Origin of the sequence: Xanthobacter sp. SG618 (assembly GCF_012932745.1) — a bacterium.
Taxonomy (GTDB): Bacteria; Pseudomonadota; Alphaproteobacteria; order Rhizobiales; family Xanthobacteraceae; genus Xanthobacter; species Xanthobacter flavus.
Genome location: NZ_JABBHL010000002.1, coordinates 814,814 through 839,673, shown reverse-complemented (window position 1 = coordinate 839,673; position 24,860 = coordinate 814,814). Strand labels below are relative to the sequence as shown.

The following is a 24,860-nucleotide window of genomic DNA, read 5'->3' as shown; positions in this document are numbered from 1 at the left end:
GGCGCGCCAAGGTTCTATGACGCATCCGTGACGTGGACATGACAGCCTACGCTCTTGCGTTTTCTAGCGTTTTTTCTGAGCTCGGCAAAGCTTCCAGGCGCACGGAGAAGATTGCGCCCTGTCCCAGCTCGCTTTCCACCCCCAGCCGGCCGCGGTGGCGGGCGACGATGTGCTTGACGATGGCGAGCCCGAGCCCCGTACCGCCCTGGTCGCGGCTGGCCGCCACGTCCACCCGGTAGAAGCGCTCGGTCAGGCGCGGCAGGTGCTCCGGCGAGATGCCCGGGCCGAAGTCGCGCACGCTCACCACGGCCGTTCCGTTCTCCCGGGCGAGGCGCACTTCCACCTTCTTCCCGGGGGCGCCGTATTTGAGTGCGTTCTCCACCAGGTTCTCGAACAGGCGGATCAGCTCGTCGCGATCGCCGAGGACTTCCAGGTCGCCGGACTCGCGCACCTGCTCCAGCTCCACGCCCCGGTCGCGGGCGAGGGGGGAGAGGGTGTCGCAGACGTGCGCGATGATGGCGCAAAGGTCCACCTTGGTCTGCGGCTGCACATGGGCGTTCAGCTCGATGCGCGAGAGCGAGAGCAGGTCGTCGATGAGGCGCGACATGCGCCGCGCCTGCGCCGCCATGATGGCGAGGAAGCGCTCGCGCGCGGGGGTGTCGTTGCGCGCCGGGCCCTGCAGCGTCTCGATGAAGCCGGAGAGGGAGGCGAGCGGGGTGCGCAGCTCGTGGCTGGCATTGGCCACGAAGTCCGCCCGCATCTGCTCCACCCGGCGCTGCTGGGTGAGGTCGCGGAAGGTCAGCAGCACGGCGTCCGGCGCGCGCTCGGGGGAGACGTGCAGCCGGAGCGGCACCACATGCGCCTCCAGCCAGCGGTCGAGGGGGATGCGTTCGGCGAACTCCACGCGCCGCGGCACACCGTCCGCCGCCGCCGCGCGCACCGCGTCCAGAACCTCCGGCACGCGCACGACGAAGGAGAGGGGATCGCCCACCCGCGTCGGGCCGAGGGCCAGGGCGACGCGCTGGTTGGCGGTGATGATGTTGCCGGCGGCCGAGAGCAGCAGCGCCGGCTCGGGCAGCGCCGCCACCACCGCGCAGGCCTGCGTGTCCCGCGTCGGGGGCGGAGCGGTCGGCAAAGGCGTCACCACGGGCACCGGCGCCGGCGGGACAGGACGCAGCGACAGCCAGAGCGGCACCAGCAGCACCGCCATCAGGACCGCCAGCAGCGGATCGGTCGCGCCGGAGGCGGCGCCGACGATGACCACCGCCGCGATGGCGCCCACGAGGGCAAGGCTGCGCCGCCCGCTCCGGCCATTGGGCGCGGGAAGCGGCGCTGCGACCGGCGCAGGCGAGGAAAGGGGCGGGGCCGCCAGGGCGGGAGACGGGCGGACGGGCGTGGGCTCCGCAGGGGGGACTGCGGTCATGCCGGCGAACGCGGGGACAGGGTCCGGCAGCGGCGCAGCGGCGGGCGCGCTCTCCGGCAGCGGGGCGGGCGCTAGCACGGTCGCAGACGGTACGGGCGCAACAGGGAGCGTCGCCAGTGGCTCAGGGGCGAACACCTCGGGTGCGGGCGTTTCGGCCGGCCGCGCGCGCTTCTCCGGCGCACGCCGCTCCCGCGCGGGCTTGTCCGGCTCGCGTCCCTCGGCCTCGCGACCTTCCTGCGCTGGCCCTTCCGGCATCATTCTGGCGCGCCCTCCCTTTCGCGTCATCCTACACGGCCCCGCTGCTTCTTCCCGGCGCATTTCGCGACCGCCCGTCCGACCGCCCACCTGTGGCGAATCGCCCCGGCGCGGCGGCCCTTCGATCAGGCTGCGATGCTCGCGCCCCTCCAAGAAGGCATTACGACAACCGACCCTCCGGATATTTGATTGATCGGGGTTTTTTCCAGTCCCGTACGTCAGGCCTGCGCGGAAGGGTTGCGTCCGGGCCCCGGGGCGCGTCTGCTGCGTCATGCCGTTGCAGGAGATGCCCCCGGGGCGTTCCGTCAGGTGTTGGAAAGGCGTGTCGCTCAGGACATGCCCTTGCCCACTGGGCATGCCCATCTGCTATGACGGGAGGGGGCGGAGGAGTTGACTATGGGTCAGGGTCACCGGCGCCGGACGGGCGGATGCGGCCGCCACCGTGCTGTCGCAGGTATTTCGGTGCCGGCGCTCGCCGTCGCGGCCGGGGTGCTGGGCCTTGGACTGCCGTCGGTGTCGCCCGCCAGAGCCGATCCCGTGCCCCTGCCGACCACCGATTTTTCCCTGAAAGCCGACCTCAAGCGCGGTGGCACCATCGACATCGCCCACAGCCAGGGTCGGATGCGGGTGGAGATCCAGAAGCCCAACATTCCCGGCAGCATGGTGGGCATCATCGATCTGAAGGCGCGCAGCATGGTGGTGCGCACGCCCAACCTTCCGACCATGGCGGTGGAGATCGAGCTGCCGCCGGAATACGTGCTGGGCGCCCTCACCGGCACCGGCCTCAGGGTGGGCGAGGACAAGGTGGCGGGCGAGGCGTGCGACCTCTGGAAGATCGATCCGCAGATGAAATCGGCGCTCGGCCCCACCACCGCCTGCATAACGCCGGATGGCATCGCCCTGCGCACGGCGGTGGAGATCAAGGGCACCAAGCAGACGGTGTTCGAGGCGACCACCCTCACCCGCGGGCCGCAGGATCAGGCGCAGTTCCAGCTGCCGCCCGGCATCCAGGTGGTGAAGGTGCCCAAGGGCAAGATCGGCTCCGCCCTCGGCATTCCCGGCCTCGGCGGCGGGCCGGCGGAGGCGCCCCCGGCGCCCGCACCTCAGGCGCCCGGAGCTGCCACAAAGCCCTGACGCCCCTCAGCCGAAGGTCATGGCCACCGGCACGTGGTCCGAAGGCTTTTCCCAGCCGCGGGCTTCCTTCAGCACGGTCATGGCGGTGGCGGAGGGCGCGAGGCTCTCCGACGCCCACACATGGTCGAGGCGGCGGCCGCGGTCGTTCGCCGTGTAGTCGGGCGAGCGGTAGCTCCACCAGGTGAAGAGCTTTTCCTGCGGCGGCACGAAGCGGCGCATCACGTCCACCCAGGGACCGGAGGCCTGCAACGCGCCGAGCCGCTCCACCTCGACGGGGGTGTGGCTGACCACGGTCAGGAGCTGCTTGTGGCTCCACACGTCGGTTTCGAGTGGCGCGATGTTGAGGTCGCCCACCACGATGGCGTGGTCGCCCTTGCCCGCGTCGGGCTTCAGGGGGGGCCAGCTGGTGATCTCGTCGAGGAAGGCCAGCTTGTGGGCGAACTTGGGGTTCAGCTCCGGGTCCGGCACGTCGCCGCCCGCCGGCACGTAGAAATTATGGATGGTCAGCGGCTTGCCCAGCGCGTGCGCGCCATCGAGCGTCACCGCGATGTGTCGGGCATCGCCCTTGCCGCAGAACTCGCCCTTCTCGATGCGCGCGAACGGGCGTTTCGAGAACGTCGCCACCCCGTGCCAGCCCTTCTGCCCATTGAGCGCGATGTGGGGGAAGCCCATGTCGCGGATGGCATTCAGGGGAAACTTGTCGTCCTGACACTTGGTCTCCTGCAGGCACAGGACATCCGGTCGCAATCGCTCCACGGCGGCGCGCACGATGTCGAGGCGGATGCGGACGGAATTGATGTTCCAGGTGCAGACGGTGAGGGACACGGGCAATGGCAGACTGAAATAAGGACGGGAAGACCGACGCTTACACCTGCGCAGGCGGGCGAGGCAAGAAGAAGGGGGTGCACTGAGGGAGGTGCGCGCGTCCGCCCTTACGCAACTCGAGTTTTGCGCGTGGTTGCGCCAACTGTGGCGTCGCTCCCTCCGGGAGTCTCGCAGATCCCGGATCAGCGCTCCGGTCGCGCCCCTGCCCACCATTTCGGCTTGCCGCTTTTCCCGGCAGGCCTACACTGAAGCCTTTCCAGTTCGTGGTTTTTTCCACCCTTTCATTCTTTGATGGATTGAGCGTCATGCACAACAAGAGGCTCGAGGCCTTGCGTGCCAGCCCCGGTGACGAGCGGCGGCCGGCGGATCTGGAGATCATCGCCTCCCAATACGCCATCAAGTTCCGGAAGGTGACGGGGACCCACGTGGTGTTCACCCATCCCGCCGTGCCGAACTGCGTGGCCGTGCCCATGAAAAGCAAGATCCGCGCGGCCCATGTGAAGGCGTTCGTGGCCATGGTCGACCGCATGGACGAGGGCACCGCGCCGGTGCGCGTCCGCACGCTGGCGCCGGGCACGGCGGTGGAGGTCGCCGCCTATCCCTCGGCGATCGCGCCGATCCCGGAGGCCGAGGGTGGCGGGTTCGTCGCCAGTTTCGCGGACGTGCCGGGCTGTCTCGGCGTCGGCGAGACACCCGAGGCTGCGGAGGCGGACGGGCGGCTCGCTCTGTTCGCCGCCATCGATGCCCTGAAGGCCGCCGACCGTGCCCCGCCCGAACCGGGGGCGGTTGTGGGGGTCAAGGCGGAGGCGTGAGGATGCCGGCTCAGCCGCGCCCGCCGCGCTCCTCCAGGAAGGCGGATACCGTGTCGAGCAGGCGGATGGCACCGGGCAACTGGGCGTGGGCTTCCAACTGTTGCGCGGTCTCCGGCTCCAGCGTGCGCCACCACACGATGAAGCGCCCGATCAGCGCGCGGCCGGAGATGGCGTCGAACGCCACGCCGGGGAAGGCATCGAGGCCGAACGCCGCCTCCACCTGCCGGAGGCAGCCATGCACATAGACATGATCCTCGTTCTCCAGCTGATACGGCGCCTCCGGCGCGCGGCGCTCCATGCGCACTTCGCTCAGTTCGGGAATGTAGTCCGCCTTGGTCACGCCGCCTCCGCTCGCGTCGGTCTTTGTTGGTTCGGCGTAGCAGGATCGGTGCCAGCGGCGGGGGCTGAGGCATGAGCGGGGACGATCCCACCGCCGTCGCCGCCGTGCCGGCGCTCCCCATCGCGGGCGGCTTCCGCCTGCTGGTGATGCGCGAGCTGGCGCTGGACGACGGCCCGCCGGCCTATGCGGTGATCGGCCAGACGCTGGTGCGCGCCCCGCCGCGCAGCATCCGCCATGGCGTCGCCTTCGCCCTCGCTTTCGGACCGGACATGATGGCGTGGCTCAATCAGGCGCTGGGCCGCCCCGCCTGGCGGGACGCTTCCGGCGAGACCCAGCGCAACCCGCGCTGGCCGGCCCTTGCCTGGCACCGCGCCCCGCGCACATGGCCGGGCGGGACGCTCACCACCGAATGGAGCGCCGATATCCTTTTCCCGGAGGAGGCCGACCGCGCCGCCTTCGCGCTGGCCTTCGCGGAGGCTCTGGCCGGTCGGGAGCCTGTGTCGGAAACCGCCTAAAGCACGCATCCCTGCGTTTGGAGGGCAAACGGAGGGACGCGTGCTCCAGCTTCACGTTGGAGGGCGATTCACCGATCAGATCGACCTCGATCTGATCGGATCGCGCTCAAGGTCCGCTTTTTGCTTCGCGAGCCGAAGGCCCGCGCCGGCAATTCATTGACTGATTTTGGAGGCCCCCCATGTCGGATGTTGTCGAAACCCGCTCCATTCTCTCCGAGGCCGAGTTCGATCAGCCGGTGGATGTCGTGTGGCGCGCCATCACCGATTCCGAATGGCTCGCCGTCTGGTTCTTTCCCAACGACATCCAGCCGCTGGAGGGGCACAAGTTCACCATCTGGGGCCGGCCCATCGAGCGGTGGGACGGCGAATTCCAGTGCCAGGTTAAAAGCTGCATCCCCGAGAAGGAACTGTCGTTCAGCTGGAAGGGCGGGCATGAGGAGCTGAAGGGGTTCGGCCACTACATCGACACGCTGGTGACCTGGACGCTGACGCCCACGCCCTCCGGCGGCACCCATTTCCGCTTCTTCCACGACGGCTTCGGCACCGATGCCGCCAATGACGGCGTCTTCGACGTCATGTCCAAGGGCTCGCAGAGCGTGCTGCGCACCCTCACGCGGCGCCTGCCGGATCTCATCGCCCACGGGGCGTGAGCGGAAATCGCCTCACGATCGCGCGGAGCGGTGGAACCGCTGCCATAAGGCCGCGTTTACTCTCCGGCTGATTTCTTGTGCCGCCGCGGGTGGCACCAGACCGACGAAACGGAGACGACCATGGGCCAGAGCCTTCCTCTGAATACCCCGACCTCTCTGCGGATCGTGATTGGCGACGCCGAGACCCGGGTGTCCAGTGTCGAGGACGTGGTCAAGTTCCTGCGCCAGCAGGAAGCCGGCGATCTCGCCGATTTCCTCATGGCTGATGGCACCGGCACCAACCCGCCAAGCCTGGGCGATGTGTGCGCCCGCATGGAAGCCCTCTGCGCGATGGTGTGAGGGGCTGAAAGGCTAGTCCGGCTCCCAACCGGGCGGGGCGAGTTCAAACCCTGAAAAATCGAAGGCCGGCGCCACGGTGCAGCTGACCAGCGTCCAGGCCCCGAGGCTTTCCGCCGCCTGCCACGCGAAGGGCGGCACCACGCCCTGCGGCCGCTCGCCGGCAGCGAGATCCGGCCCCAGCATCACATCCCGCTTGCCCCCGGCGTCCGCGATGCGCAGCTTCAGCGGCGCGCCGGCGTGCCAGTGCCAGATCTCCGAGGCATCCACCTTGTGCCAGTGGGAGCGCTCTCCCGCGCGCAGCAGGAAATAGATGGCCGTGGACGCCCCGCGCCCGCCGTCCGCCGCCTTTTCGCGGAACGTCTCGCGGAAGAACCCGCCCTCGGGATGGGGCTGAAGATCGAGCAGCGCGATCACCGCCTCCGCGGTGAGCGCCTGAAGGCCGGTCTCCATCCTTCAGCCCTTGAAGCTGTTCTTGCGCTCGCGCAGCTCGGTGAAGACCTCGGCCGGGTCCGCTCCGGGCATGCCGAGGCGCTCGGCCATGGCCGGATCGTCCGACCGCAGGAAGGGGTTGGCCTTCAGCTCGTCGCCGAGCTTCGAGGGCATGGTGGGCTCGCCCTTGGCGCGCTGCTCCTGCGCCTTGGCATACATGGCCGCCAGGTCCGCATTGTCCGGATCGACCGAGAGGGCGAAGCGGCCGTTGCCCAGCGTGTATTCATGGCCGGAATAGACGTCGAGGTCCTCCGGCAAGGCGCGCAGCCGCTGCAGCGAATGCCACAGCACCGGCGGATCGCACTCCAGCGCCCGCCCGCAGCCGAGCGTGAACAGCGTGTCCCCGGCGAACAGCAGCTTCTCCCCCTCGAAGAAATAGGAGGCCGGGCCGGCGGTATGGCCGGGTGTCTCCAGCACGCGGCCCACCAGCGAGCCCACGGCGACGGGATCGCCGTCCACCACCGCCACGTCGAGGCCGGGAATCTTGTCGGCCTCCGACTTGGGGCCGACGACGGTGGCGCCGTAGCGCGCCTTCACCGCCGTGATGCCCTGAGTGTGGTCGGCATGGTGGTGGGTGACGAGAATGTGAGTGAGGGTCCAGCCTTCCTTTTCCAGCGCCGTCATCACCGGCCCCGGCTCGGGCACGTCCACCACCGCCGTCGCTTCGGTGACGGGATCGTGGATGAGGACGGCATAATTGTCGCTGAGGCAGGGGATCAGGCGGATGTCGGCCGGCACTGTGTCGATCTCCGGGAGAAAGGACGGTCGAGGAAGAACGGGCTTGGCGGCTCGGGTTGCGGACCCGGCGCGCATGATCCTCTATTAAGGGGGTGAGCGGAAGTGTGGCCGGCGGGCCGCTGTCCACAGAGAGGGTGCATGTTTCTCGACGTCGTCGACCTGCGCAATTTCTACGCCCAGCCCGTGGGAATCATGACGCGCCGCCTGCTCGGCCGCGCCATCCGCGCCCGCTTCGACAATGTCACTGGCATGCGCGTGCTGGGGCTCGGCTATCCCACGCCCTATCTCGGCGTGTTCCGCGAGGAGGCGGAGCGCTGCCTCGCCGTGATGCCGGCGGCGCAGGGCGTGGTGCGCTGGCCCTCCGCCGCGCCGACGCTGGCCACCCTCGCGGACGAGACGCTGCTGCCCTTCCCCACATCCAGCATGGACCGGGTGGTGATCGTCCACGCGCTGGAGATGACGCCCAATGCGGCCGAGATGCTGCGCGAGGTCTGGCGCGTGCTGGCGCCGGGCGGGCGGCTTCTGGCGGTGGTGCCCAACCGGCGCGGCGTGTGGGCGCGGCTCGATACCACCCCGTTCGGCAATGGCCGCCCCTTCTCCCGCGGGCAGGTGGTGAGCCTGCTGCGCGAGGCCCTGTTCACCCCCGTGGGCTGGGACGAGGCGCTCTATGCGCCGCCGAGCCGCTGGTTCCTCAATACGGCGGTGGCGTGGGAACGCATCGGCGCGCGCCTGTCACTGCCCTTCTCCGGCGTGCTGGTGGTGGAAGCCACCAAGCAGCTCTACCGCCCCGTCGCCGTCCGCCGCCCCAGCCGCATCGCCGAACCGGCGCTGGAGCCGGTGCTCGTGCCAGGCGGGGTGCCGGCGGGGTGACGTTGCGGTGAAGGTGACGGGAGGCCATATTTCCTTGCATCAGGAGTGAAGCTCATGGCCCGCATCAATCGCGCCGAACCGCGCACGGTGCCCGCGACCAACGTCGCCGCGCGCCGCAAGGGTTTACGCCCGCTGCGGCTCTGGGTGCCCGACACCTCCCAGCCCGGCTTTGCCGAGGAATGTCGCCGGCAGTCGGCTCTGATCGCCAGCGATCCCGCTGAGCGGGATGTTCTGAGTGAGATTGAGGCGGTGGCTGATCACTCGGGCTGGCAGTGGGGCGAGGGGACATCGTCCTCATTGCCTTGCCGGGGGCGTACGGCAAGCCGCGCCCCGCTCTCGTCATCCAATCGGACCTGTTTGAAGGTCATCCCTCGGTGACGGTGCTGCCCATCACGAGCGATCTGCGCGATGCTCCGCTCTTCCGGATCGGGCTTGATCCCACGCTCGAGAACGGCCTGCGTCTCCCATCCGAGATCATGGTGGACAAGGCGCACACGGTGCCGCGCGACAAGATCGGCGTCACCATCGGTCGGGCGAGCGACGCGGACATGCTGCGCGTGACGCAGGCGCTGGCGCTCTTCCTCGGCTTCGCCTGAAAGCCCTACCGCTCCCGCGTCAGCAGAAACACCGCCTGCTCGCCGAGCAAATTCCACACCCACCACGGCATGTTCACCCGCACCCGGTGCCCGGACGAGTCGAGCGCCACGGCTTTCTCGATGCGCGCGTCCAGCAGTTCCACCAAAGCCACGAAGTCGCGGATGGTGCAGAAGTGGATGTTGGGGGTCTCGTACCAGGACATGGGCATGTTGTCCGTCACCGGCATCCGGCCGTTGACGAGCAGATCGAGCCGCGAGCGCCAGTGGCCGAAATTGGGGAAGGACACCACCGCCCGGCGGCCGATGCGCAGCATTTGCTCCATCACCCAGCGCGGCCGGCGGGTGGCCTGGAGCGTCTGGGAGAGGATGACATAGTCGAAGGCGTCGTCGGGATAGTGGGCGAGGTCCACGTCCGCGTCGCCCTGGATGATGGCGAGGCCGCGCGCCACGCCGGCATTCACGCCTTCGCGCGACAGTTCAATGCCGCGCGCGTCGCAATTGCGCGTCGTGGCGAGGAGTTCGAGGAGCGCGCCGTCGCCGGAGCCCACATCGAGCACGCGCGAGCCGGGGGCGACCATCTCGGCCACCACCACGAGATCGACGCGCCCGCCCTGATCGCGGACGGCGCTTTCATCCAGCACCGGCTGGCGCAAGGCGATGCTCACGCGCCCCTCCCGGCCGGCAGGCCCACCGCGCGCGCGGCGCTGTCCAGGAAGCCGCGGGCGATGGCGAACAATTGCGGCTCCTCCAAGAGGAAGGCGTCGTGGCCCTTGTCGCTCTCGATCTCGGTGAAGGAGACGCTGGCGCCGGACGCGTTCAGCGCGTGGACGATGGCGCGGGAATCCTCGGTGGGGAACAGCCAGTCCGAGGTGAAGGAGGCGACGCAGAAGCGCGTCTTCGAACCGCGGAAGGCATTGGCCAGCACGCCGCCATAGTCCGCCGCGAGGTCGAAATAATCCATGGCCCGCGTCACATAGAGATAGGAGTTTGGATCGAACCGCTGCACGAACGATTCGCCCTGGTGGCGCAGATAGCTCTCCACCTGGAAATCGGCGTCGAAGCCGAAGGTGGGCATCTCGCGGTTCTGCAGCCGCCGGCCGAACTTGTTGTGCAGCGACTGGTCGGACATGTAGGTGATGTGCGCCGCCATGCGCGCCACCGCCAGCCCGCGATGGGGCGTCACCCCTTCCGCCAGATAGCGCCCGCCGCGCCAGTCGGGATCGGCCATCACCGCCTGCCGGCCCACCTCGTGGAAAGCGATGTTCTGCGCCGAGTGTCGTGCACCGGTGGCGATGGGCATGGCCGCGAACAGCCGCTCGGGATAGCTCGCCGCCCATTGCAGCACTTGCATGCCGCCCATGGAGCCGCCGGCGACGCACAGGAGCTTCTCGATGCCGAGATGGTCGAGCAGCATGGCCTGCGCGTTCACCATGTCGCGAATGGTGACGAGGGGCATGTCGAGGCCGTAGGGCCGGCCGGTCATGGGATCGGTGGAGGCGGGGCCGGTGGTGCCCATGCAGCCGCCGAGCACATTGGCGCAGATGACGAAGAAGCGCTCGGTGTCGATGGGCTTGCCGGGGCCGACCATGGTCTCCCACCAGCCGGGCTTGCCGGTGACGGGATTGAGGCTCGCGGCGTGCTGGTCGCCGGTCAGCGCGTGGCACACCAGCACCGCATTGGTGCCGGCGGCATTGGGCTCGCCGTAGGTCTGGTAGCCGATCTGCAGGTGGTTCAGCTCGACGCCCGCATCCAACCTGAGCGGGGCACCGGCGCCGAAGCGCACCACGGGGGAATGGGGCTCGTCCGCCTCGCGCCGCGCCTCGGCGGCCGTGTTCGAGGCGACGTCCTTCCGGACGAAAGATGTCATGGGCGAACCAAGCGACGCCCGGACGCGCCTGTCAAGCACCCACACGCCTCACGGCGGCGCGGGCGTGTGCGGCTCAGGATGTGGAGAGCGAGCTTCGCGCGGCGGACATGGCGACCGCGTCGCCTTCCACCACGTCGGCGGTGACTTCGGCGCCCATGAGCACGAGCAGCTTGGCGCGGGCGCGGTTGACGCGGCTCTTGATGGTGCCGAGCGCGCAGCCGCAGACCTCCGCCGCTTCCTCGTAGGACAGGCCCGCCGCGCCCACCAGAACCAGCGCCTCGCGCTGGTCGTCGGGCAGAAGGGCGAGGGCGTCCTTGAGAGAGGTGAGGGTGGCCGACCATTCCTGGCTCGGGCCGATATTGGAATCCTGCTGGGCGAGCGCGGCCATGCCGTCATTCTCGCGCCGACGCTTGCGGATCTCGGTGTAATAGGTGTTGCGCAGGATGGTGAACAGCCACGCACGCAGATTGGTGCCGGGGTCGAACTTGTCCATGTTGGAGAGCGCCTTCAGCAGCGTCTCCTGGACCAGATCGTCGGCCTCCGTTCGGTTGCGGGTCAAAGACCGCGCAAAGGCGCGCACCGCTGGAAGGAACTCCAGCACCTGCGTGCGCAGGGCGGCGGCGTCCATCTCTGTGCGGGTCCTTTCGCTCGGCGCGGGCAGGTCCATCAGGCAGCCTATTCTTTCCGGCAATCGTGACTTTTCTGGCGGCTATGTCCGCCCGGCTCCCGGGTGTGGTCGGCGAAGCGCCCCTTCGCGGAGACGTTTCTCGAGCGTGACCTGAGCCTAACGCTACTGCTGCGGTTCCGGTTCCGCCCGCGGTTCACCGCGGACGGCGGTTCCGGTTACGCCCCTCATAGGCGGCGCGTTCAGGCGCCGCCGTTGCCGGTCCCCGGCCCCGTGCCGGTGGCCTGGCCGCTCTTCTGGCCGCCTTTCTGTCCCGCCTGCGAGGCGAGGGTGCGGTCCCGAGAGAAGCTGCGCTGGTCGTCAGCGACGCTCTGTCCGCCCTTGCGGCCGGCCTCGGCGGCCAGCGTGCGATTCTGGAAGAAGCTGCGTTTCTCGGCCGGGACGCTCTCGCCCCCCTTGCGCGCGATCGCCCGCTGCTTTTCCGCGTCCATCGCCGCAAAGCCGCGCTGGGATGTGCCCTTGGTTCGCGCCTTGTCCATATGCCCTGTTCCTCCGACTGCGATCGGCCGCTCATCGCGGCACCCGGCCGGTTCGATCCGGCGCTGTGTCTGCCGGAGCGAAACGACCCGCACTGAAGCCAATAGGCCGCCCTCCGGCCGGTGGGGTGGCCAGGACGGTCCAAGCAGTAACGAAGCAGGGACGGCTGTGGTTCCGATAAAAACACGCGGACGTCGCGTGTCAGGTCCCGTTGGGCCCGGACCCCCCGGCGGTATCGGGAGAAGCGACTGAGGGACAAGGAAAATCCCCGACGATCACCAGCGTGTCGCCGGAGCTTTTGCGGGTGAGCGTGCCGCCGAGTTGGGTGGCGAAGCCCCCGGCGAGGCCCGAGGGCTCTTCCGGCGCTTCGGCGGTGCCGGTGAGGACGAGGCGCAGGCGGTCGTCGTCCACCGTGCCTGTGATGAGCATGCCGAGGGAGGTGCTGCCGGGCCGCAGCGTCAGACCGAGCACCAGCTCCACCACCATGAGGGCGAGGGGGACGGCCATGTCTGTGGGCAGGCGCGCCTCCTCCGCCTCCACCACGAGGCGCAGATTCTTGTCCGAAGAGCCCTCGATCAGCGAGGCTAGCTCCCCGAGCAACTCGCGCAGGCGCACCTGCGAGCCGTCGTTGGCCTCGTAGAGGATGCGGTGGACGAGGGCGAGGGTGTTCACGCGGGTGCGCAGCTGATCGAAGCGGCGCCGGTCCTCGCCCTTGCCCATCCCGCCGCCATAGAGCGACAGCAGGCTGACCACCACCTGAAGGCTGTTCTTGATGCGGTGGTGGATCTCCCGCACCAGCGCCGTCTTCTCGGCGAGGTTCTCGCGCAGGCGCGCATCGCGCTGACGCACGGCGTACGCCATGTTCTCCACCGACTGGCCGAGCATGCGGAACTCGCTCGGGGCGGCATCGAGCCGTGTGGGGCGGAAGCCGTAATGGCCCTGGGCGTAGACCGCCGTGACCCGGCGCAGATACAGCAGCCAGCGCAGCACAATGCGGTCCACCGCCACCCACAGGGCGATGAGGGACGCCACCATCACCAGCGCCGGCAAGGCGAAGCTCGCCGCCACCGTCACCAGCGTCCAGCCGAACAGCCGGTCGGACGGGGAGGCATAGGCCACCACCAGCCCCTCGCGCCCGAGCGGGGTGGTGGCATAGGTCCAGCGCCGCCCCGAAGGATCGGTGCTCTCCCGCAGTGAATTGTCCGGCGCGGCGAAGGGGGCGGCCTGGAACAGGGCGCCGCTGAGCGCGCGCGCGTTGGAGACCAGTTCCTCCCCCGACGCCGTGAAGACCGCGACGACGCCTTCGGACGGGGGGACCTGCTGGCGCAGGAGATTATCGAGCCAGCCGATCTCGATGCCCAGCGCCAGCCCGCCCTCCAGCCGGCCGGCGGCGTCGCGCAGGGGGAGAAGGCCGACCACCACGTCCCGGTCGGTGGCGGTGCTGCGCACCCGGCCCGACAGGCTGAAGCCGGGCTGCCGGATCGCCTGAAGCCACCAGGCGTCGTCGCTCATATCGGTGTCGGCCGTGGGCAGGGCGGTGCAGGTGAGCTGCCCGGCGGCGTCAATGACGCCGATATTGGCGACGAAGGGCAGGGAGATGGTGGCGCCGCGCAGCGTTGCCCGGCAGGTTGGGCCGGCGGTGCGCACCTCGTCCACATTCTGCAGGGCGTAGAGAACATTCTCCGCCGAGGCGATCACGTTCTGCTGCGAGGCGGCGGCGGCCAGCGCATGGCGCAGCAGGTTCTGCCGGGCATCTTCCTCGGCGGCGGACAGTTGCATCACGCCCTGCACGATGTTGAGGGCGGCGATGGGGGCGAGCGCCAGCAGCACCATCAGGATCAGGCGGCGGCGAACGCTGTCAAACAGGGTCCGGGGCTGGGCGCCGGCGGACGCAAAGAGGGCCGCGCGGTCCCGGCTGCTGGGGCCGACATCGCGCGTCCTGTCCGACTGATCCTCACGCGGAGCGCTTTCACGCGAACCGGTCTCGCGGGATTTGGCGGCCTGCGCCCGTTCCAGATCCATCGTCGCTCCGCCACACCACTTTACTAAGCGCCAGAGAGGCATGCCGCTCCGCACGGATACCTCCGGCGCGAACGCTCGTCCGGCCGTTCGCGATGATCGCCCCGAAAGAGCGATCCGGACGCTGCGCGACGGAACCGCTGGCGGCTCGACCTCGGTACGGCCGCCCATCTTTACGTTACGTTGCCTGCCGAGCGCCCGCGAAATGTCGTTCCGCTCCCGCCGGCCTCGGCTAGGACTATAATGCGATTTGCGGCGCCCGGTTCCACGCGCGTGGAACTTGTCGTGCACGCAAGCGTTACCGGGCTTTGGCTTCAACTTGGCCCAAGACACACGTGGCTCCCAAAGGCCATCACTCCTTCGGCCCGTTCAGCTTGGCAGGGAATTCTCGCATGGCTTCCAATCCGCTTATCAAGCAGCTCCCGTTCCTGCGCCGCTACACGCGCGCCCTGATGGGATCGCAGGCGGCCGGCGACCTCCTGGTACAGAACACGCTGCAGGCGATTCTCGACGGCAAGGTCGCGGTCGATCCCGCGGTGTCGCCGCGCGTCGCGCTCTACAAGGCGTTCCACGAGACGTGGAACCGCCAGCCCACCGGCGGGCAGGTGCCCTCCCGCGCCGATGCGCGCCTCCAGGCCATGGACCCCGGCTCCCGCGTGGCGCTGCTGCTGACCGCCATGGAGGGCTTCTCCTTCGCCGAGGCATCGACCATTCTCGGCACCACCCTGTCCGACGTGGAAGCGCAGGTGGTGGCGGCGCAGCGCGAGATCGACCGCCAGCTCGCCACACGCGTCCTCATCATCGAGGACGAGTGGGTGATCGCCCTCGATCTGAAGACCCTCGTGACCGAGTTGGGGCATGAGGTGATCGGCGTCGCCCCCACCCATTCCAAGGCGGTGGAGCTGGCGCAGGGCGGCAATTTCGGCCTCGTGCTGGCCGACATCCAGCTTGCTGACGGTTCCTCCGGCATCGAGGCGGTGACGGAGATCCTGTCGAGCTTCAACGTGCCGGTGATCTTCATCACCGCCTTCCCCGACCGGCTCCTCACCGGCGAGCGGCCGGAGCCCACCTATCTCATCACCAAGCCGTTCCTCACCGAGACGGTGAAGGCGACGGTGGCGCAGGCGTTGTTCTTCCACGAGGCCCGCGCCGAACCCGAAACCGCGCGCAGCGCCTGAACGAGGGCTCGCGCGCTGAGCGCGTGAGCCGCCTCCCCGCGGAAATCGCGGGGACTACGAACTTTCCCGGGCACGCAATTGCCGTGTCGGTCGTTACACTCCCGAGCGGACCCGGAGCGAGACCCGATTGGCGGCCAGCCGGTCGCCAACGCTCCCACCGCGCCGCGTGACAAACCCTGCCGGAGACAACCATGGTCGACAAGCCGCAGATCGTGACCGCCCCCGCCGCCGAGGCCAACCTGAACGACGTGAAGTCGGACCTCGACCAGCTCAAGGCCGATTTCACCAAGCTGCTGGAAACCCTCGGCAAGACCGCCAAGCACTCGGTGAAGGGCGCCAAGGGCGAGGCCGAGAGCGCCGCCGGCGAGGTGGGCGACTGGGCTGAGGAGCAGTTCCTCACCTTGCGCGAGAGCATCCGCGAGCAGCCCATCACCGCCTGCGCCATCGCTGCGGGCGTTGGCGTCATCCTCGGCCAGATCCTGCTGCGCCGCTGATCGAGTTCCCCGGCGCCGCTTCTGTCGCGCCGGGCCATCACTCTACTCCCGAAGCCGCCGGGCGGGCTCTCCCGCCGGCGGCTTCCGCTTATCCGCTTCCGTTTATCCTTGGCCCTGCGGCCGGAAACCGAGCCGCTCCAGCGCCGCCACCAGCGTGGCGCCGTCATACGGCTTGGAGATGACCCCCACGTCGACGCGGCCGCCGAACATTTGCGAGATGTCCTGCGTGGCATAGCCGGTGGCGACGATGACCGGCAGCTCGGGCGCGATCTCGCCCAGCCGGCGCACCACCTCGTCGCCGCGCATGTCCGGTAGCCCGATATCCACGATGGCGAGCACCAGCGCGTCGCGGCCGATGTCCGCCTTCGCATTGCGCGCGTGGGAGAGCGCCGCCTCGCCGTGGGAGGCGACGGTGACCTTGAAGCCCTGGTCCTCCAGGATCTGGCTCGCCACCATGGCGACGAAAGGTTCGTCCTCCACCAGGAGGACGGCCCCCCTGAGGGCGGGTTCGTCGAGCATTCCGTTCACCTTCGTGACCAGTTCCGACTGGCTGTAGGGCTTGGTCAGGAGCTTCATTCCCGGATCGAGCCGCCCCTGATGGACCACCGCATTGCGCGCATAGGCGGTGGTGAACAGCACGCGGGTGCGTGGCAGCCGCCGCTTCACCTCGTCGGCGAGGCCTCGCCCGTCCATTCCATCGCCGAGACGCACGTCGGTGAAGAGGAGGTCGGGGCGGGCGCCGCGCGACAGGGCGTCGAGGGCGGCTGAGGCGTCTTCGGCCTCGATCACCGTATGACCTGCCTCCCGCAGGGTCGCGGCGCCCATGGTGCGGAGCTGGTCGTCGTCCTCCACCATCAGCACCACGGCGGGCGCGGCGCGGGTCTCGCCATCGGTCCGCGGCGGAGCGGGCTCGGGCACGGAGGGCGTCTCCTCCAGCCGGGGCAGATAGAGCTTCACCGTGGTGCCGTCGCCGCGCTCGGAATAGATCATCACGTGCCCGCCGGACTGCTTCACGAAGCCGTAGACTTGGCTGAGCCCGAGCCCGGTGCCGTCCTTCGGTCCCTTGGTGGTGAAGAAGGGCTCGAAGGCGCGGGCACGCACGTCATCCGACATGCCCATGCCGGTGTCGCTGACGAAGATCGCCACATACTGCCCCGGCTCCAGATCCTCATGCTCGGCGCAATAGGCCTCGTCCAGATAGGCGTTGGCGGTCTCGATGGTGAGCTTGCCGCCGTCCATCATGGCATCGCGCGCGTTCACCGCGAGGTTGAGGATGGCGTTCTCCAGCTGGTTGTGGTCGATCTCGGTGCGCCACAGCCCGCCGGCGAGCACGGTCTCCACCATCACCCGCTCGCCCAGCGCGCTGCGCAGCATGTGGGACATGCCGGTGACGAGGCGGTTGACGTCGGTGGGGCGGGGATCGAGGGGCTGGCGGCGCGAGAAGGCGAGCAGCCGCTGGGTGAGAATGGCGGCCCGGAGCGCGCCCTGCCGGCCGTAATCGAGGAAGCGGCGGATTTCCTGCGTCTTGATCTCCTGGGTGCGGGTGTCCCCCGGGTCGGCTGGCACCCGGCGCTCGGCGGCCTCGATATTGCCGATGATGATGGTGAGCAGATTGTTGAAATCGTGCGCGATGCCGCCGGTGAGCTGGCCCACCGCCTCCATCTTCTGCGCCTGTCGCAGCTGGGATTCAGCGCGCAGGCGCTCTTCCATCTCCTGCTTGAGCAGGGTGTTGGTCTCGGCGAGCTGCATGGTGCGGGCGGCGGCGAGGCGTTCGAGGTCCTCATTGGTGCGCGACAGCGCCTCGCGGGCGGCGACGATCTCGGAGATGTCGGTGCAGCTGCCGTACCAGCGGTCGACGCGCCCGTCCTCGTCGCGCACCGGCACCGCGCGGCAGAGGAACCAGCGATAGCTGCCGTCCTTGGCGCGGAAGCGGCATTCACGCGAGAAGGGGTTGCCGCTGGCGAGGCTCGCCTCCCAGGCGCCCATGACGCCGCCCTTCTCCTCCGGGTGGAGGAAGGCGTGCCATTCCACCACCTCGCCGGGCGGCGCCTCGACGCCGGTATATTCGGCCCAGCGGTGGTTGTAATAGTCGCCGGTGCCGGCCGGGGAGGAGGTCCAGACCATCTTCGGCAAGGCCTCGGCCAGCAGGCGATAGCGCTGCTCGCTGGCAGCGATGGCCTTCTCGGCGCGTTTGCGCTCGGTGATCTCCACCACGATCATGCCGACGAGGCTGATGGCCTCGCTCGAGGTGCGCACCGGGAAATAGCTGACGAGGAAATGGCGCCACACGCCGGGGGCGGCGGGCGTCGCGCCTTCCAGCTCCACGTCCGCGATCACCTCGCCGGTGGCGAGCACCCGCTCCAGCGAGGGCGTCACCGCATCGGCGAGCTGGGGCAGCATGTCGGCAAGGGAGCGCCCGGCATGCTCGCGGGCGGGAATGCCGTCGATGCGCGCCAGCATCTCGTTGACGCGAATGAAGCGCCGCTGGGCATCGAAGAAGGCGAAGCCCACAGGGGCGTGCTGCAGCAGCGCTTCCAGCGTCGCCACCACGGCGGTCTGCTCGGACGCGGCCGAGAGCAAGGCGGCATGGGCCGAATCAAGCCGCCGCAGGGTGGTGCGGACGAGCCCCGCAATGGCCCACACGGCGAAAGAATTGACGGTGAACGAAAGAAGCGAGGCCAGCGCGGACGGGGCGACACCCCCGTCGGGGCCTTCCGGCAGCAGGGCGGCATTGACGCCCACCAGGACGGCGATGGCGGCAAGTCCGCATTCGGCTCCGCACACCAGCGCGACCACGATGATCGCCGGCAGCTGGAGCAGATAGGGCGGGAATTCGACCATCCACGCGATGAGGCCGAGCCTGAGCACCAGCGCCGCCGCCACCACGGTGCCGGCGAAGGCGAAGCGCCACCACAGGGGGCGGGGCTCTGCGATGATTCTCAGGAAGAGGCCCGCGGGGCCTCGACTGGACAGGTCCATGCCTGCTCCCTGTGGCGATCGGGCCGCCACATTGCCCCCGCATGTGCCGCGGGATCAACCGCCGCTGCCCCTGTTCATTCCTGCCCGACCGGGCCGAGTAGACGTGGCGAAGCCGGCCCTGGCCGGAAGCCAGGGTCGGCAAGCCTGTTGTCCCAAGGGCTTGCGGGGTGCGGATGTAAGATCCGCGCCCCGTCCCCCCTCCCGGATCAGCGGGCGACGGGAGCCGTGGTCGCCGGCGGGGTGGCCGGGCGGTTGACGCTGCCGGTGGTGGACGGGGTCGCGTCCATCTCGGTGAAGGTCGGCGCGTTCTTCAGCTCGTCCTTGGTCTTGCGCAGCACCAGGCGGTTCTTGCCGTCGACGCGGGTCATCTCGACCGTCTGGAACGGCACCGCCACATCCTTCTCGCCGATGCCGAGGAAGCCGCCGACGCCGATCACTACGGCCGCCACGTTGCCCGAGCGGTCGATGAGGAGATCGTTGATCTCGCCGAGATTCTCGTCAGCCGGGCCGCGCACCGCGGTGCCGATGAGGTTGGACGCCATATGCTGGTCAGCCATCTGGCGGGTCACGAAGGTGGGCGCCATGCCGGTGGCTGCGGTCGTGGTGGTGCCCATGGTGCCGGTGGGCGCAGCGGTCTGAGCCATGGCGGTGGTGGAAAGAAGAACGGCTGCGGTCGCAGCGTAGATCGGCATCATCTTCATGGTATCCTCCTGGTGAGAACGTGTTCTAGCCCTATGGCCCTGTTCAAGGTGCACCGAAGCACTTGCCCTGAACGCATTCGCGCAAGGCCCTGCTCATCGTGTGCATGAAATGAAGCGCCGGCTCGACTGGCCTGCGCGCAAAGACAAGTTGAAGTCTTCGAGTGGAAGTGTTGTCTCTGCTGGCCTATCAACTCGAACCGCGCCGCCCGGTTCCCTTGCGTTTGATGCGGCCGGTAGGTTCTCTGCGGCCAAGTTCGATCGTCTGCGATCCTCTGGCGTCGGGGTCGCCGATGGCCCGTTGCCATCGGAGTGGCGATGGGATATAAAGCGAGCGCTCGCTCGTTTTTTGCTTTTGGAAGGGCGCACCCATGGATTTCTCGATCTCCCCGGCCCTCGAAGATCTCCGCCGCCGCATCGCTTCGTTCGTCTCGGACGAGATCATCCCGCTGGAAAGCGACCCCGCCGCCTATGACGCCCACGAGAACATCGCCCCCGCGCAGCTGGAGCGCCTGCGCACGAAGGCGAAGGCGGAGGGGCTGTGGTGCCTCCAGCTGAAGCCGGAAAATGGCGGGCTCGGCGTCGGCCGCATGGGCATGGCGGTCTGCTATACCGAGATGAACCGCTCCATCTTCGGCCCGGTGGTGTTCAATTCCGCCGCGCCCGACGACGGCAACATGATGGTGCTGGAAGAGGTAGGCACGGCCGACCAGAAGGCCCGCTGGCTCGCCCCCATCGCCCGCGGCGAGGTCCGCTCCGCCTTCGTCATGACCGAGCCGCACCCCGGTGGTGGTTCCGACCCCTCCATGATGCTCACGCGGGCGGAGAAGCAGCCGGACGGCTCCTATCGCATCTACGGCCGCAAGTGGTTCATCACCGGCGCGGAGGAGGCGGCGCACTTCATCATCGTCGCCCGCACCTCCAATGATGCGCGCAAGGGCCTGACCGCCTTCGCCTTCCATCGCGACGCGCCGGGCTGGCGCATCGTGCGGCGCATCCCCATCATGGGGCCGGAGGAGCATGGCGGGCATTGCGAGCTGGAGTTCGACGGGCTCACCATCCCGCCCGAGGACGTGCTGATGAAGGAAGGCGACGGCCTGAAGGTCACGCAGATCCGCCTTGGCCCGGCGCGGCTCACCCACTGCATGCGGTGGCTCGGTCTCGCCATGCGCTCGGTGGCCATCGCCCGCGACTATGCGGCGGTGCGCGAGGGCTTCGGCATTCGCCTTGCCGATCGCGAGAGCGTGCAGACCATGCTCGGGCGCATCGCCATGGAGATCGAGATCGGTCGCCTCTTGGTCATGAAGGCGGCCTACGAACTGGACCGCGGCGGGCTCGCCCGCAAGGAAATCTCCATGGCCAAGATCAAGGCCGCCAACACCCTGCACCTTGCCGCCGACACCGCCATCCAGATCAATGGCGCCCGCGGCTATTCCAAGGATACGGTGCTGGAGTGGATCTACCGCTATGCCCGGCAGGCCCGCATCGTGGATGGGGCCGATGCGGTGCACGAGATGGTGCTCAACCGCTTCCTGGAGAAGGAAGGCGACGGCTTCTGGAACTGGCCGGTGGCGGGAGACAAAGCGTGAGCGACCAGACCTCCTCCCTCGGCTTCGATGCCGCCGCGCTGGACGCCTGGCTGAAGGCTCGCGTGCCCGGGCTTTCAGGCACGCCGCGCTTCCAGGCCATTTCGGGCGGGCAGTCCAACCCGACCTTCTTCGTCACCTATGACGATCGCGCTTTGGTGCTGCGCAAGCAGCCGCCGGGCGAGCTTCTGCCCTCCGCCCATGCGGTGGATCGCGAATATCGCATCATGCACGCTCTGGCCGGCACCGGCGTGCCCGTGCCGCCCGTGCTCGCTTTGTGCGAGGACAAGTCCGTCATCGGCACCCTCTTCTATGTCATGGAGAAGGTCGACGGCCGCGTGTTCCACGACTGCACCCTGCCGGGCGTGACGCAGCAGGAGCGCCGGGCCATGTACGAGGCCATGGCCACGACGCTGGCCGCTCTGCACAATGTGGACCCGGCCGCCGTCGGCCTCGCGGACTTCGGCCGGCCGGGCAATTACTTCAGCCGCCAGATCGCGCGCTGGACCCGCCAGTGGGACCTCTCGAAGACCCGCGAGGACGCGAACATCGACCGCCTCGTGGCGTGGCTGCCGGAGCATGTGCCGGCGGACGAGACCAGCCGCATCGCCCATGGCGACTATCGCATCGGCAATCTCATGTTCCATCCCACCCGCCCGGAGGTGGTGGCGGTGCTGGACTGGGAATTGTCCACCCTCGGCCATCCCCTGGCGGACCTCGCCCATTGCGCCATGGCCTGGGTCTCGCGGCCGGAGGAATATGGCGGCATCGACGGGCTCGACCTTGATGCCCTGGGCATTCCCGCGCGCGCCGATTTCGTCGCGGCCTATCAGGCGGCGGCGACCCATGGGGCTCAGCTCACCGACTTCCACATGGCCTTCGCTTTGTTCCGCTGGGCGGTGATCTTCGAGGGCATCGCCGCGCGAGCCAAGGCGGGCAATGCGGCGGCCGAGGGCGCGGCCGACACCGGCCGCCTCGCCGAAGCCTTCGCCGCGCGGGCCGCGGCGTTCATCTGAGCGATCAGGTCAGCGCCTTCCGCACGAAGGCGTTGACCTCGGCCGCATAGGCCGGCGCCTCGATGCCGCGCTCGCGATACTTGCTGCGCTTCACGTACCAGTCCTGCAGCAGCGGCTTGATGAGCGTCGCCGCGAACAGCGGGTCGCCGGCCGCGAAGGTGCCGCGCCGCATGCCCTCGGCGACGGCGCCGGCGAGGATGCGCTCGGTGGTGCGCTCGCTCTCCACCGCGCGCTTGCGGGCCTCCGGCGGGAAGGCCTTCGCCTCCATGTAGGCGAAGACGAACCAGGGGTGCATGGCCTCGGTGAGGAGGATGTGGCGCTCGATAAGCCAGGCAAGGTGCCGGGCCGGGTCCGCGCGCACCGCCTCCGGCGCCGCGGCGAGCGCGCCCTCGGCGGCCTCCGCCACCTCCTCCAGGATCATGAGAAGCAGCGTGTCCTTGCTGTCGAGGTAGGAATAGAGCCCGCCCATGCTGAGGCCGGATTCCTCCGCCAGCTGGCGCAGGGTCATGGCGTGGAAGCCGTGGCGGTTGGCCAGCGTCAGCGCCGCCCCGAGGATGCGCGCGAGGTTCGCCACCGCCAGATGGGGCTTGCGCACCTTGATGGCGTCGCGATGCCGGGCAAGGATGCGCGCGGCGCTGGCCTCGAGGGAATGATCCGGCGCGTGAGAGTCCGCGATCTGCGCGTGCGCCGCCTGTTCCTCGCCCAATCGAGACCCCCGCCAAAGCTGTGTGCAGACTGCGGGCGGGCCGGCGAATGTCAAGCGAGGCGCTGCACCGGCGGAATTGTCCCATCCCCTTGCATCATGGCTCTGCCTTCGCTTTGCTGCCGGAAAGGGACCGGAGCCCGTCCGCATGAGCCTTCTGCGCGTTTATGCCCGCACCATCAGCCTCCTCGGGCCGGAGGCCCGGCTGGGGGCGCTGCTGGCCGGCTCGAATCTCGCTCTGGCGGTGTCGCAGTTCGCCGAGCCCATCCTGTTCGGTCGCATCATCGATGCGTTGGCGACCGCCCAGGCCGCCCAGCGCCTGCCGCATCAGGACGACCTTGTGCCGCTGCTGGCCGCCTGGGTGTGCTTCGGCCTGTTCAACATCGGCGCCGGGGTGCTGATCTCGCTCCATGCCGACCGGCTCTCCCACCGCCGCCGTCTCGGGGTGCTGACCCAGTATTTCGAGCACGTGCTGCAACTGCCGCTGAGCTTCCACGGGGAAACCCATTCCGGCCGCCTGCTGAAGGTGATGCTGGAGGGCGTCGACGCTTTGTGGGGCCTCTGGCTCTCCTTCTTCCGGGAGGATTGCGCGGCGATCCTCTCCCTCGTCATCCTCGTGCCGGTGGGCATCTACCTCAACTGGCGGCTGGGATTGGTGCTGATCGTGCTGATGGCGGTGTTCGGCGTCGTCACCGCTTATGTGATCAGCCGCACCGAGGCCATGCAGCGGCAGGTGGAGGAATACAATTCCGACCTCGCCGAGCAGACCTCCGACGCGCTGGGCAATGTGGCGGTCATCCAGAGCTACACACGCACGGAGGCCGAGGTCTCGGGCCTGCGCGACACCGTGAACCGGGTGCTGGCGGTGCAGATCCCGGTGCTGTCGTGGTGGGCGATGGTGTCCATGGCCACGAAGGCGGCGACGACGCTGACCATCCTCGCCATCCTGCTCATCGGCACCTGGCTCTACATGCAGGGCCTCGCCAATATCGGCGACATCGTCACCTACGTGGCCTTCGCCAACATGCTGATCGGCCGGCTGGACCACACGGTGTCCTTCTTCAACCGACTGATGATGTCGGCGCCGCAGCTCGCCCAGTTCTTCGATGTGCTGGACACGGTGGGCGCGGTGCGCGACCGGCCGGGGGCAAAGCCCCTGCCGCCGGTGAAGGGCGACGTGACGTTCGATGACGTGTCCTTCTCCTATGACGGCAAGCGCACGGCGGTGGCGGACGTGTCGTTTCACGCCGAGCCGGGCCAGACCTTCGCCTTCGTCGGCACGACGGGGGCGGGCAAGTCCACCGCGCTCGCGCTGCTGCACCGGGTGTTCGACCCCCAGTCCGGCGCCATCCGCATTGATGGCGAAGACATCCGCGACATCACGCTCTCCTCCCTGCGCCACGCCATCGGCGTGGTGTTCCAGGAGCCGCTGCTGTTCAACCGCTCCATCGCCGACAACCTCAAGGTGGGCAAGCCCGACGCCACCGAGGCGGAGATGCGCGAGGCGCTCGCCCGCGCCCAGGCGCTGGAGCTGGTGGAGCGCAATCCGCTCGGCCTTCAGGCGGTGGTGGGCGAGCGCGGCCGCGCGCTCTCCGGCGGCGAACGCCAGCGCCTGTCCATCGCCCGTGCCTTGTTGAAGAATCCACCCATCCTGATCCTCGATGAGGCGACGAGTGCCCTCGATGCCGCCACCGAGGTCAAGGTGCAGGCGGCGCTGGACGAGGTGATGAAAGGCCGCACCACCTTCGTGATAGCCCACCGCCTTGCCACCGTGCGCAATGCCGACCGCATCCTGGTGTTCGAGCACGGGCGGGTGGTGGAGGCCGGCTCCTTCGACGAGCTGGTGCGCCTCGGCGGGCGCTTCGCGGGATTGGCCCGCGCCCAGTTCATGGCAGGGGCGGAAGAGGCGCCCCGGCCCGCGCCTGCAGTGATCGTCGAGACATGAGCGGGTGCGACAGTCCGGGGTTGCGCACCGTCAAGGACAAGCTGAAGCCTTCATGTAAAGGTTATGCGTTTTAAAGGAGTGCGGCTGAATTGTGGCAGACAAAGCCGGCCCACGACCTGTGCCGGACCGGCCATTGGCTCGCTTCCGCCTTTTCCGCGCAAGCGAAACCGGTTATGGAAGGACAGTTCCTGCGCGCGATTTCTCAACAGGGAGCGGATCGGTTGGCG

Annotated in this window: 26 protein-coding genes; 13 read left to right on the top strand and 13 right to left on the bottom strand. The window is 68.8% G+C overall.

Features of this window, described 5'->3' with window-relative positions; all coding sequences use genetic code 11:
* Window positions 1–46: 46 nt before the first annotated feature.
* Window positions 47–1,681: an ATP-binding protein gene (locus FHT36_RS09320; protein WP_246702096.1), complete on the bottom strand. Its 1,635-nt coding sequence runs from the start codon at window positions 1,679–1,681 to the stop codon at window positions 47–49.
* 459 nt (window positions 1,682–2,140) lie between these two features.
* Here FHT36_RS09320 and FHT36_RS09315 point away from each other — a divergent pair, with 459 nt between their 5' ends.
* Complete coding sequence (locus FHT36_RS09315; protein ID WP_169122165.1) at window positions 2,141–2,812, top strand: hypothetical protein; 672 nt, start codon at window positions 2,141–2,143, stop codon at window positions 2,810–2,812.
* Between the two features lie 6 nt (window positions 2,813–2,818).
* Here the strand turns inward: FHT36_RS09315 and FHT36_RS09310 are convergent, their stop codons facing one another.
* A complete protein-coding gene (locus FHT36_RS09310; RefSeq protein WP_169122164.1) occupies window positions 2,819–3,637 on the bottom strand; it encodes an exodeoxyribonuclease III in 819 nt (272 codons plus the stop codon).
* Window positions 3,638–3,942: 305 nt separating this feature from the next.
* Between FHT36_RS09310 and FHT36_RS24840 the strand changes: the two genes are divergently transcribed.
* Window positions 3,943–4,449, top strand: a complete 507-nt coding sequence (locus FHT36_RS24840; protein ID WP_348644407.1) for a hypothetical protein — start codon at window positions 3,943–3,945, stop codon at window positions 4,447–4,449.
* Window positions 4,450–4,459: 10 nt separating this feature from the next.
* Here FHT36_RS24840 and FHT36_RS09295 read toward each other — a convergent pair whose 3' ends face one another.
* Entirely contained in the window at window positions 4,460–4,789 is a 330-nt protein-coding gene (locus FHT36_RS09295) for a hypothetical protein (protein ID WP_348644406.1), read from the bottom strand.
* 71 nt (window positions 4,790–4,860) lie between these two features.
* On the opposite strand from FHT36_RS09295, the gene FHT36_RS09290 reads away from it, so the two are divergent.
* The 3 genes from FHT36_RS09290 (at window position 4,861) to FHT36_RS09280 (ending at window position 6,293) form a co-directional block, all read left to right on the top strand.
* Window positions 4,861–5,304 (top strand): hypothetical protein, encoded by a 444-nt coding sequence (locus FHT36_RS09290; RefSeq protein WP_169122163.1) that lies wholly within the window; start codon window positions 4,861–4,863, stop codon window positions 5,302–5,304.
* Window positions 5,305–5,483: 179 nt separating this feature from the next.
* The gene (locus tag FHT36_RS09285) at window positions 5,484–5,954 is read left to right on the top strand and encodes an SRPBCC domain-containing protein (protein ID WP_169122162.1); all 471 of its coding nucleotides are present in this window, start codon (window positions 5,484–5,486) and stop codon (window positions 5,952–5,954) included.
* A 120-nt stretch (window positions 5,955–6,074) separates the two neighbouring features.
* Entirely contained in the window at window positions 6,075–6,293 is a 219-nt protein-coding gene (locus tag FHT36_RS09280) for a hypothetical protein (protein WP_169122161.1), read from the top strand.
* Between the two features lie 12 nt (window positions 6,294–6,305).
* On the opposite strand, the gene FHT36_RS09275 is transcribed toward FHT36_RS09280, so the two are convergent.
* Together FHT36_RS09275 and gloB are read right to left on the bottom strand one after the other, a co-directional pair.
* Window positions 6,306–6,743, bottom strand: coding sequence for a cupin domain-containing protein (locus FHT36_RS09275; protein WP_169122160.1), 438 nt, complete (start codon window positions 6,741–6,743; stop codon window positions 6,306–6,308).
* 3 nt (window positions 6,744–6,746) lie between these two features.
* Window positions 6,747–7,520: a hydroxyacylglutathione hydrolase gene (gloB, locus tag FHT36_RS09270; RefSeq protein WP_169122159.1), complete on the bottom strand. Its 774-nt coding sequence runs from the start codon at window positions 7,518–7,520 to the stop codon at window positions 6,747–6,749.
* 138 nt (window positions 7,521–7,658) lie between these two features.
* On the opposite strand from gloB, the gene FHT36_RS09265 reads away from it, so the two are divergent.
* Genes FHT36_RS09265 through FHT36_RS09255 form a run of 3 tightly spaced genes read left to right on the top strand, consistent with a single transcriptional unit; the run spans window position 7,659 to window position 8,986 of the window.
* Window positions 7,659–8,390, top strand: coding sequence for a class I SAM-dependent methyltransferase (locus FHT36_RS09265; protein ID WP_169122158.1), 732 nt, complete (start codon window positions 7,659–7,661; stop codon window positions 8,388–8,390).
* 54 nt (window positions 8,391–8,444) lie between these two features.
* The gene (locus FHT36_RS24835; protein ID WP_169122157.1) at window positions 8,445–8,768 is read left to right on the top strand and encodes an antitoxin MazE family protein; all 324 of its coding nucleotides are present in this window, start codon (window positions 8,445–8,447) and stop codon (window positions 8,766–8,768) included.
* Window positions 8,663–8,986 (top strand): type II toxin-antitoxin system PemK/MazF family toxin, encoded by a 324-nt coding sequence (locus tag FHT36_RS09255; RefSeq protein WP_169122156.1) that lies wholly within the window; start codon window positions 8,663–8,665, stop codon window positions 8,984–8,986. Before FHT36_RS24835 ends, FHT36_RS09255 begins: the two co-directional genes overlap by 106 nt.
* A 5-nt stretch (window positions 8,987–8,991) precedes the next feature.
* Here the strand turns inward: FHT36_RS09255 and metW are convergent, their stop codons facing one another.
* The 5 genes from metW to FHT36_RS09230 all read right to left on the bottom strand — a co-directional run bounded on the left by metW (window position 8,992) and on the right by FHT36_RS09230 (window position 14,037).
* Window positions 8,992–9,645, bottom strand: coding sequence for a methionine biosynthesis protein MetW (gene metW / locus FHT36_RS09250; RefSeq protein ID WP_169122256.1), 654 nt, complete (start codon window positions 9,643–9,645; stop codon window positions 8,992–8,994).
* Window positions 9,646–9,647: 2 nt separating this feature from the next.
* Window positions 9,648–10,853, bottom strand: coding sequence for a homoserine O-acetyltransferase (locus tag FHT36_RS09245; protein ID WP_169122155.1), 1,206 nt, complete (start codon window positions 10,851–10,853; stop codon window positions 9,648–9,650).
* Window positions 10,854–10,926: 73 nt separating this feature from the next.
* The gene (locus tag FHT36_RS09240; protein WP_169122154.1) at window positions 10,927–11,481 is read right to left on the bottom strand and encodes a sigma-70 family RNA polymerase sigma factor; all 555 of its coding nucleotides are present in this window, start codon (window positions 11,479–11,481) and stop codon (window positions 10,927–10,929) included.
* A gap of 239 nt (window positions 11,482–11,720) precedes the next feature.
* The gene (locus FHT36_RS09235) at window positions 11,721–12,017 is read right to left on the bottom strand and encodes a general stress protein (protein ID WP_024281337.1); all 297 of its coding nucleotides are present in this window, start codon (window positions 12,015–12,017) and stop codon (window positions 11,721–11,723) included.
* A gap of 199 nt (window positions 12,018–12,216) precedes the next feature.
* Window positions 12,217–14,037 (bottom strand): sensor histidine kinase, encoded by a 1,821-nt coding sequence (locus FHT36_RS09230; RefSeq protein ID WP_169122153.1) that lies wholly within the window; start codon window positions 14,035–14,037, stop codon window positions 12,217–12,219.
* 389 nt (window positions 14,038–14,426) lie between these two features.
* On the opposite strand from FHT36_RS09230, the gene FHT36_RS09225 reads away from it, so the two are divergent.
* Window positions 14,427–15,212, top strand: a complete 786-nt coding sequence (locus FHT36_RS09225) for a response regulator (protein WP_169122152.1) — start codon at window positions 14,427–14,429, stop codon at window positions 15,210–15,212.
* A 191-nt stretch (window positions 15,213–15,403) separates the two neighbouring features.
* On the top strand, window positions 15,404–15,706 hold the full coding sequence (locus FHT36_RS09220; RefSeq protein ID WP_169122151.1) for a YqjD family protein: 303 nt from the start codon (window positions 15,404–15,406) through the stop codon (window positions 15,704–15,706).
* Between the two features lie 102 nt (window positions 15,707–15,808).
* Here the strand turns inward: FHT36_RS09220 and FHT36_RS09215 are convergent, their stop codons facing one another.
* Complete coding sequence (locus FHT36_RS09215) at window positions 15,809–18,685, bottom strand: response regulator (RefSeq protein ID WP_169122150.1); 2,877 nt, start codon at window positions 18,683–18,685, stop codon at window positions 15,809–15,811.
* Between the two features lie 206 nt (window positions 18,686–18,891).
* Window positions 18,892–19,386: a PRC-barrel domain-containing protein gene (locus tag FHT36_RS09210; protein WP_169122149.1), complete on the bottom strand. Its 495-nt coding sequence runs from the start codon at window positions 19,384–19,386 to the stop codon at window positions 18,892–18,894.
* A gap of 368 nt (window positions 19,387–19,754) precedes the next feature.
* Between FHT36_RS09210 and FHT36_RS09205 the strand changes: the two genes are divergently transcribed.
* Window positions 19,755–20,972: an acyl-CoA dehydrogenase family protein gene (locus FHT36_RS09205; protein ID WP_169122148.1), complete on the top strand. Its 1,218-nt coding sequence runs from the start codon at window positions 19,755–19,757 to the stop codon at window positions 20,970–20,972.
* Entirely contained in the window at window positions 20,969–21,985 is a 1,017-nt protein-coding gene (locus FHT36_RS09200) for a phosphotransferase family protein (RefSeq protein WP_169122147.1), read from the top strand. The genes FHT36_RS09205 and FHT36_RS09200 overlap by 4 nt, the downstream gene beginning before the upstream one ends.
* 4 nt (window positions 21,986–21,989) lie before the next feature.
* On the opposite strand, the gene FHT36_RS09195 is transcribed toward FHT36_RS09200, so the two are convergent.
* On the bottom strand, window positions 21,990–22,691 hold the full coding sequence (locus FHT36_RS09195) for a TetR/AcrR family transcriptional regulator (protein WP_237354827.1): 702 nt from the start codon (window positions 22,689–22,691) through the stop codon (window positions 21,990–21,992).
* Between the two features lie 145 nt (window positions 22,692–22,836).
* On the opposite strand from FHT36_RS09195, the gene FHT36_RS09190 reads away from it, so the two are divergent.
* Window positions 22,837–24,633 carry a glucan ABC transporter ATP-binding protein/ permease gene (locus tag FHT36_RS09190; RefSeq protein WP_169122145.1) on the top strand — a complete coding sequence of 599 codons (1,797 nt, stop codon included), beginning with the start codon at window positions 22,837–22,839 and terminating at the stop codon, window positions 24,631–24,633.
* The last annotated feature ends 227 nt before the right edge of the window (window positions 24,634–24,860 follow it).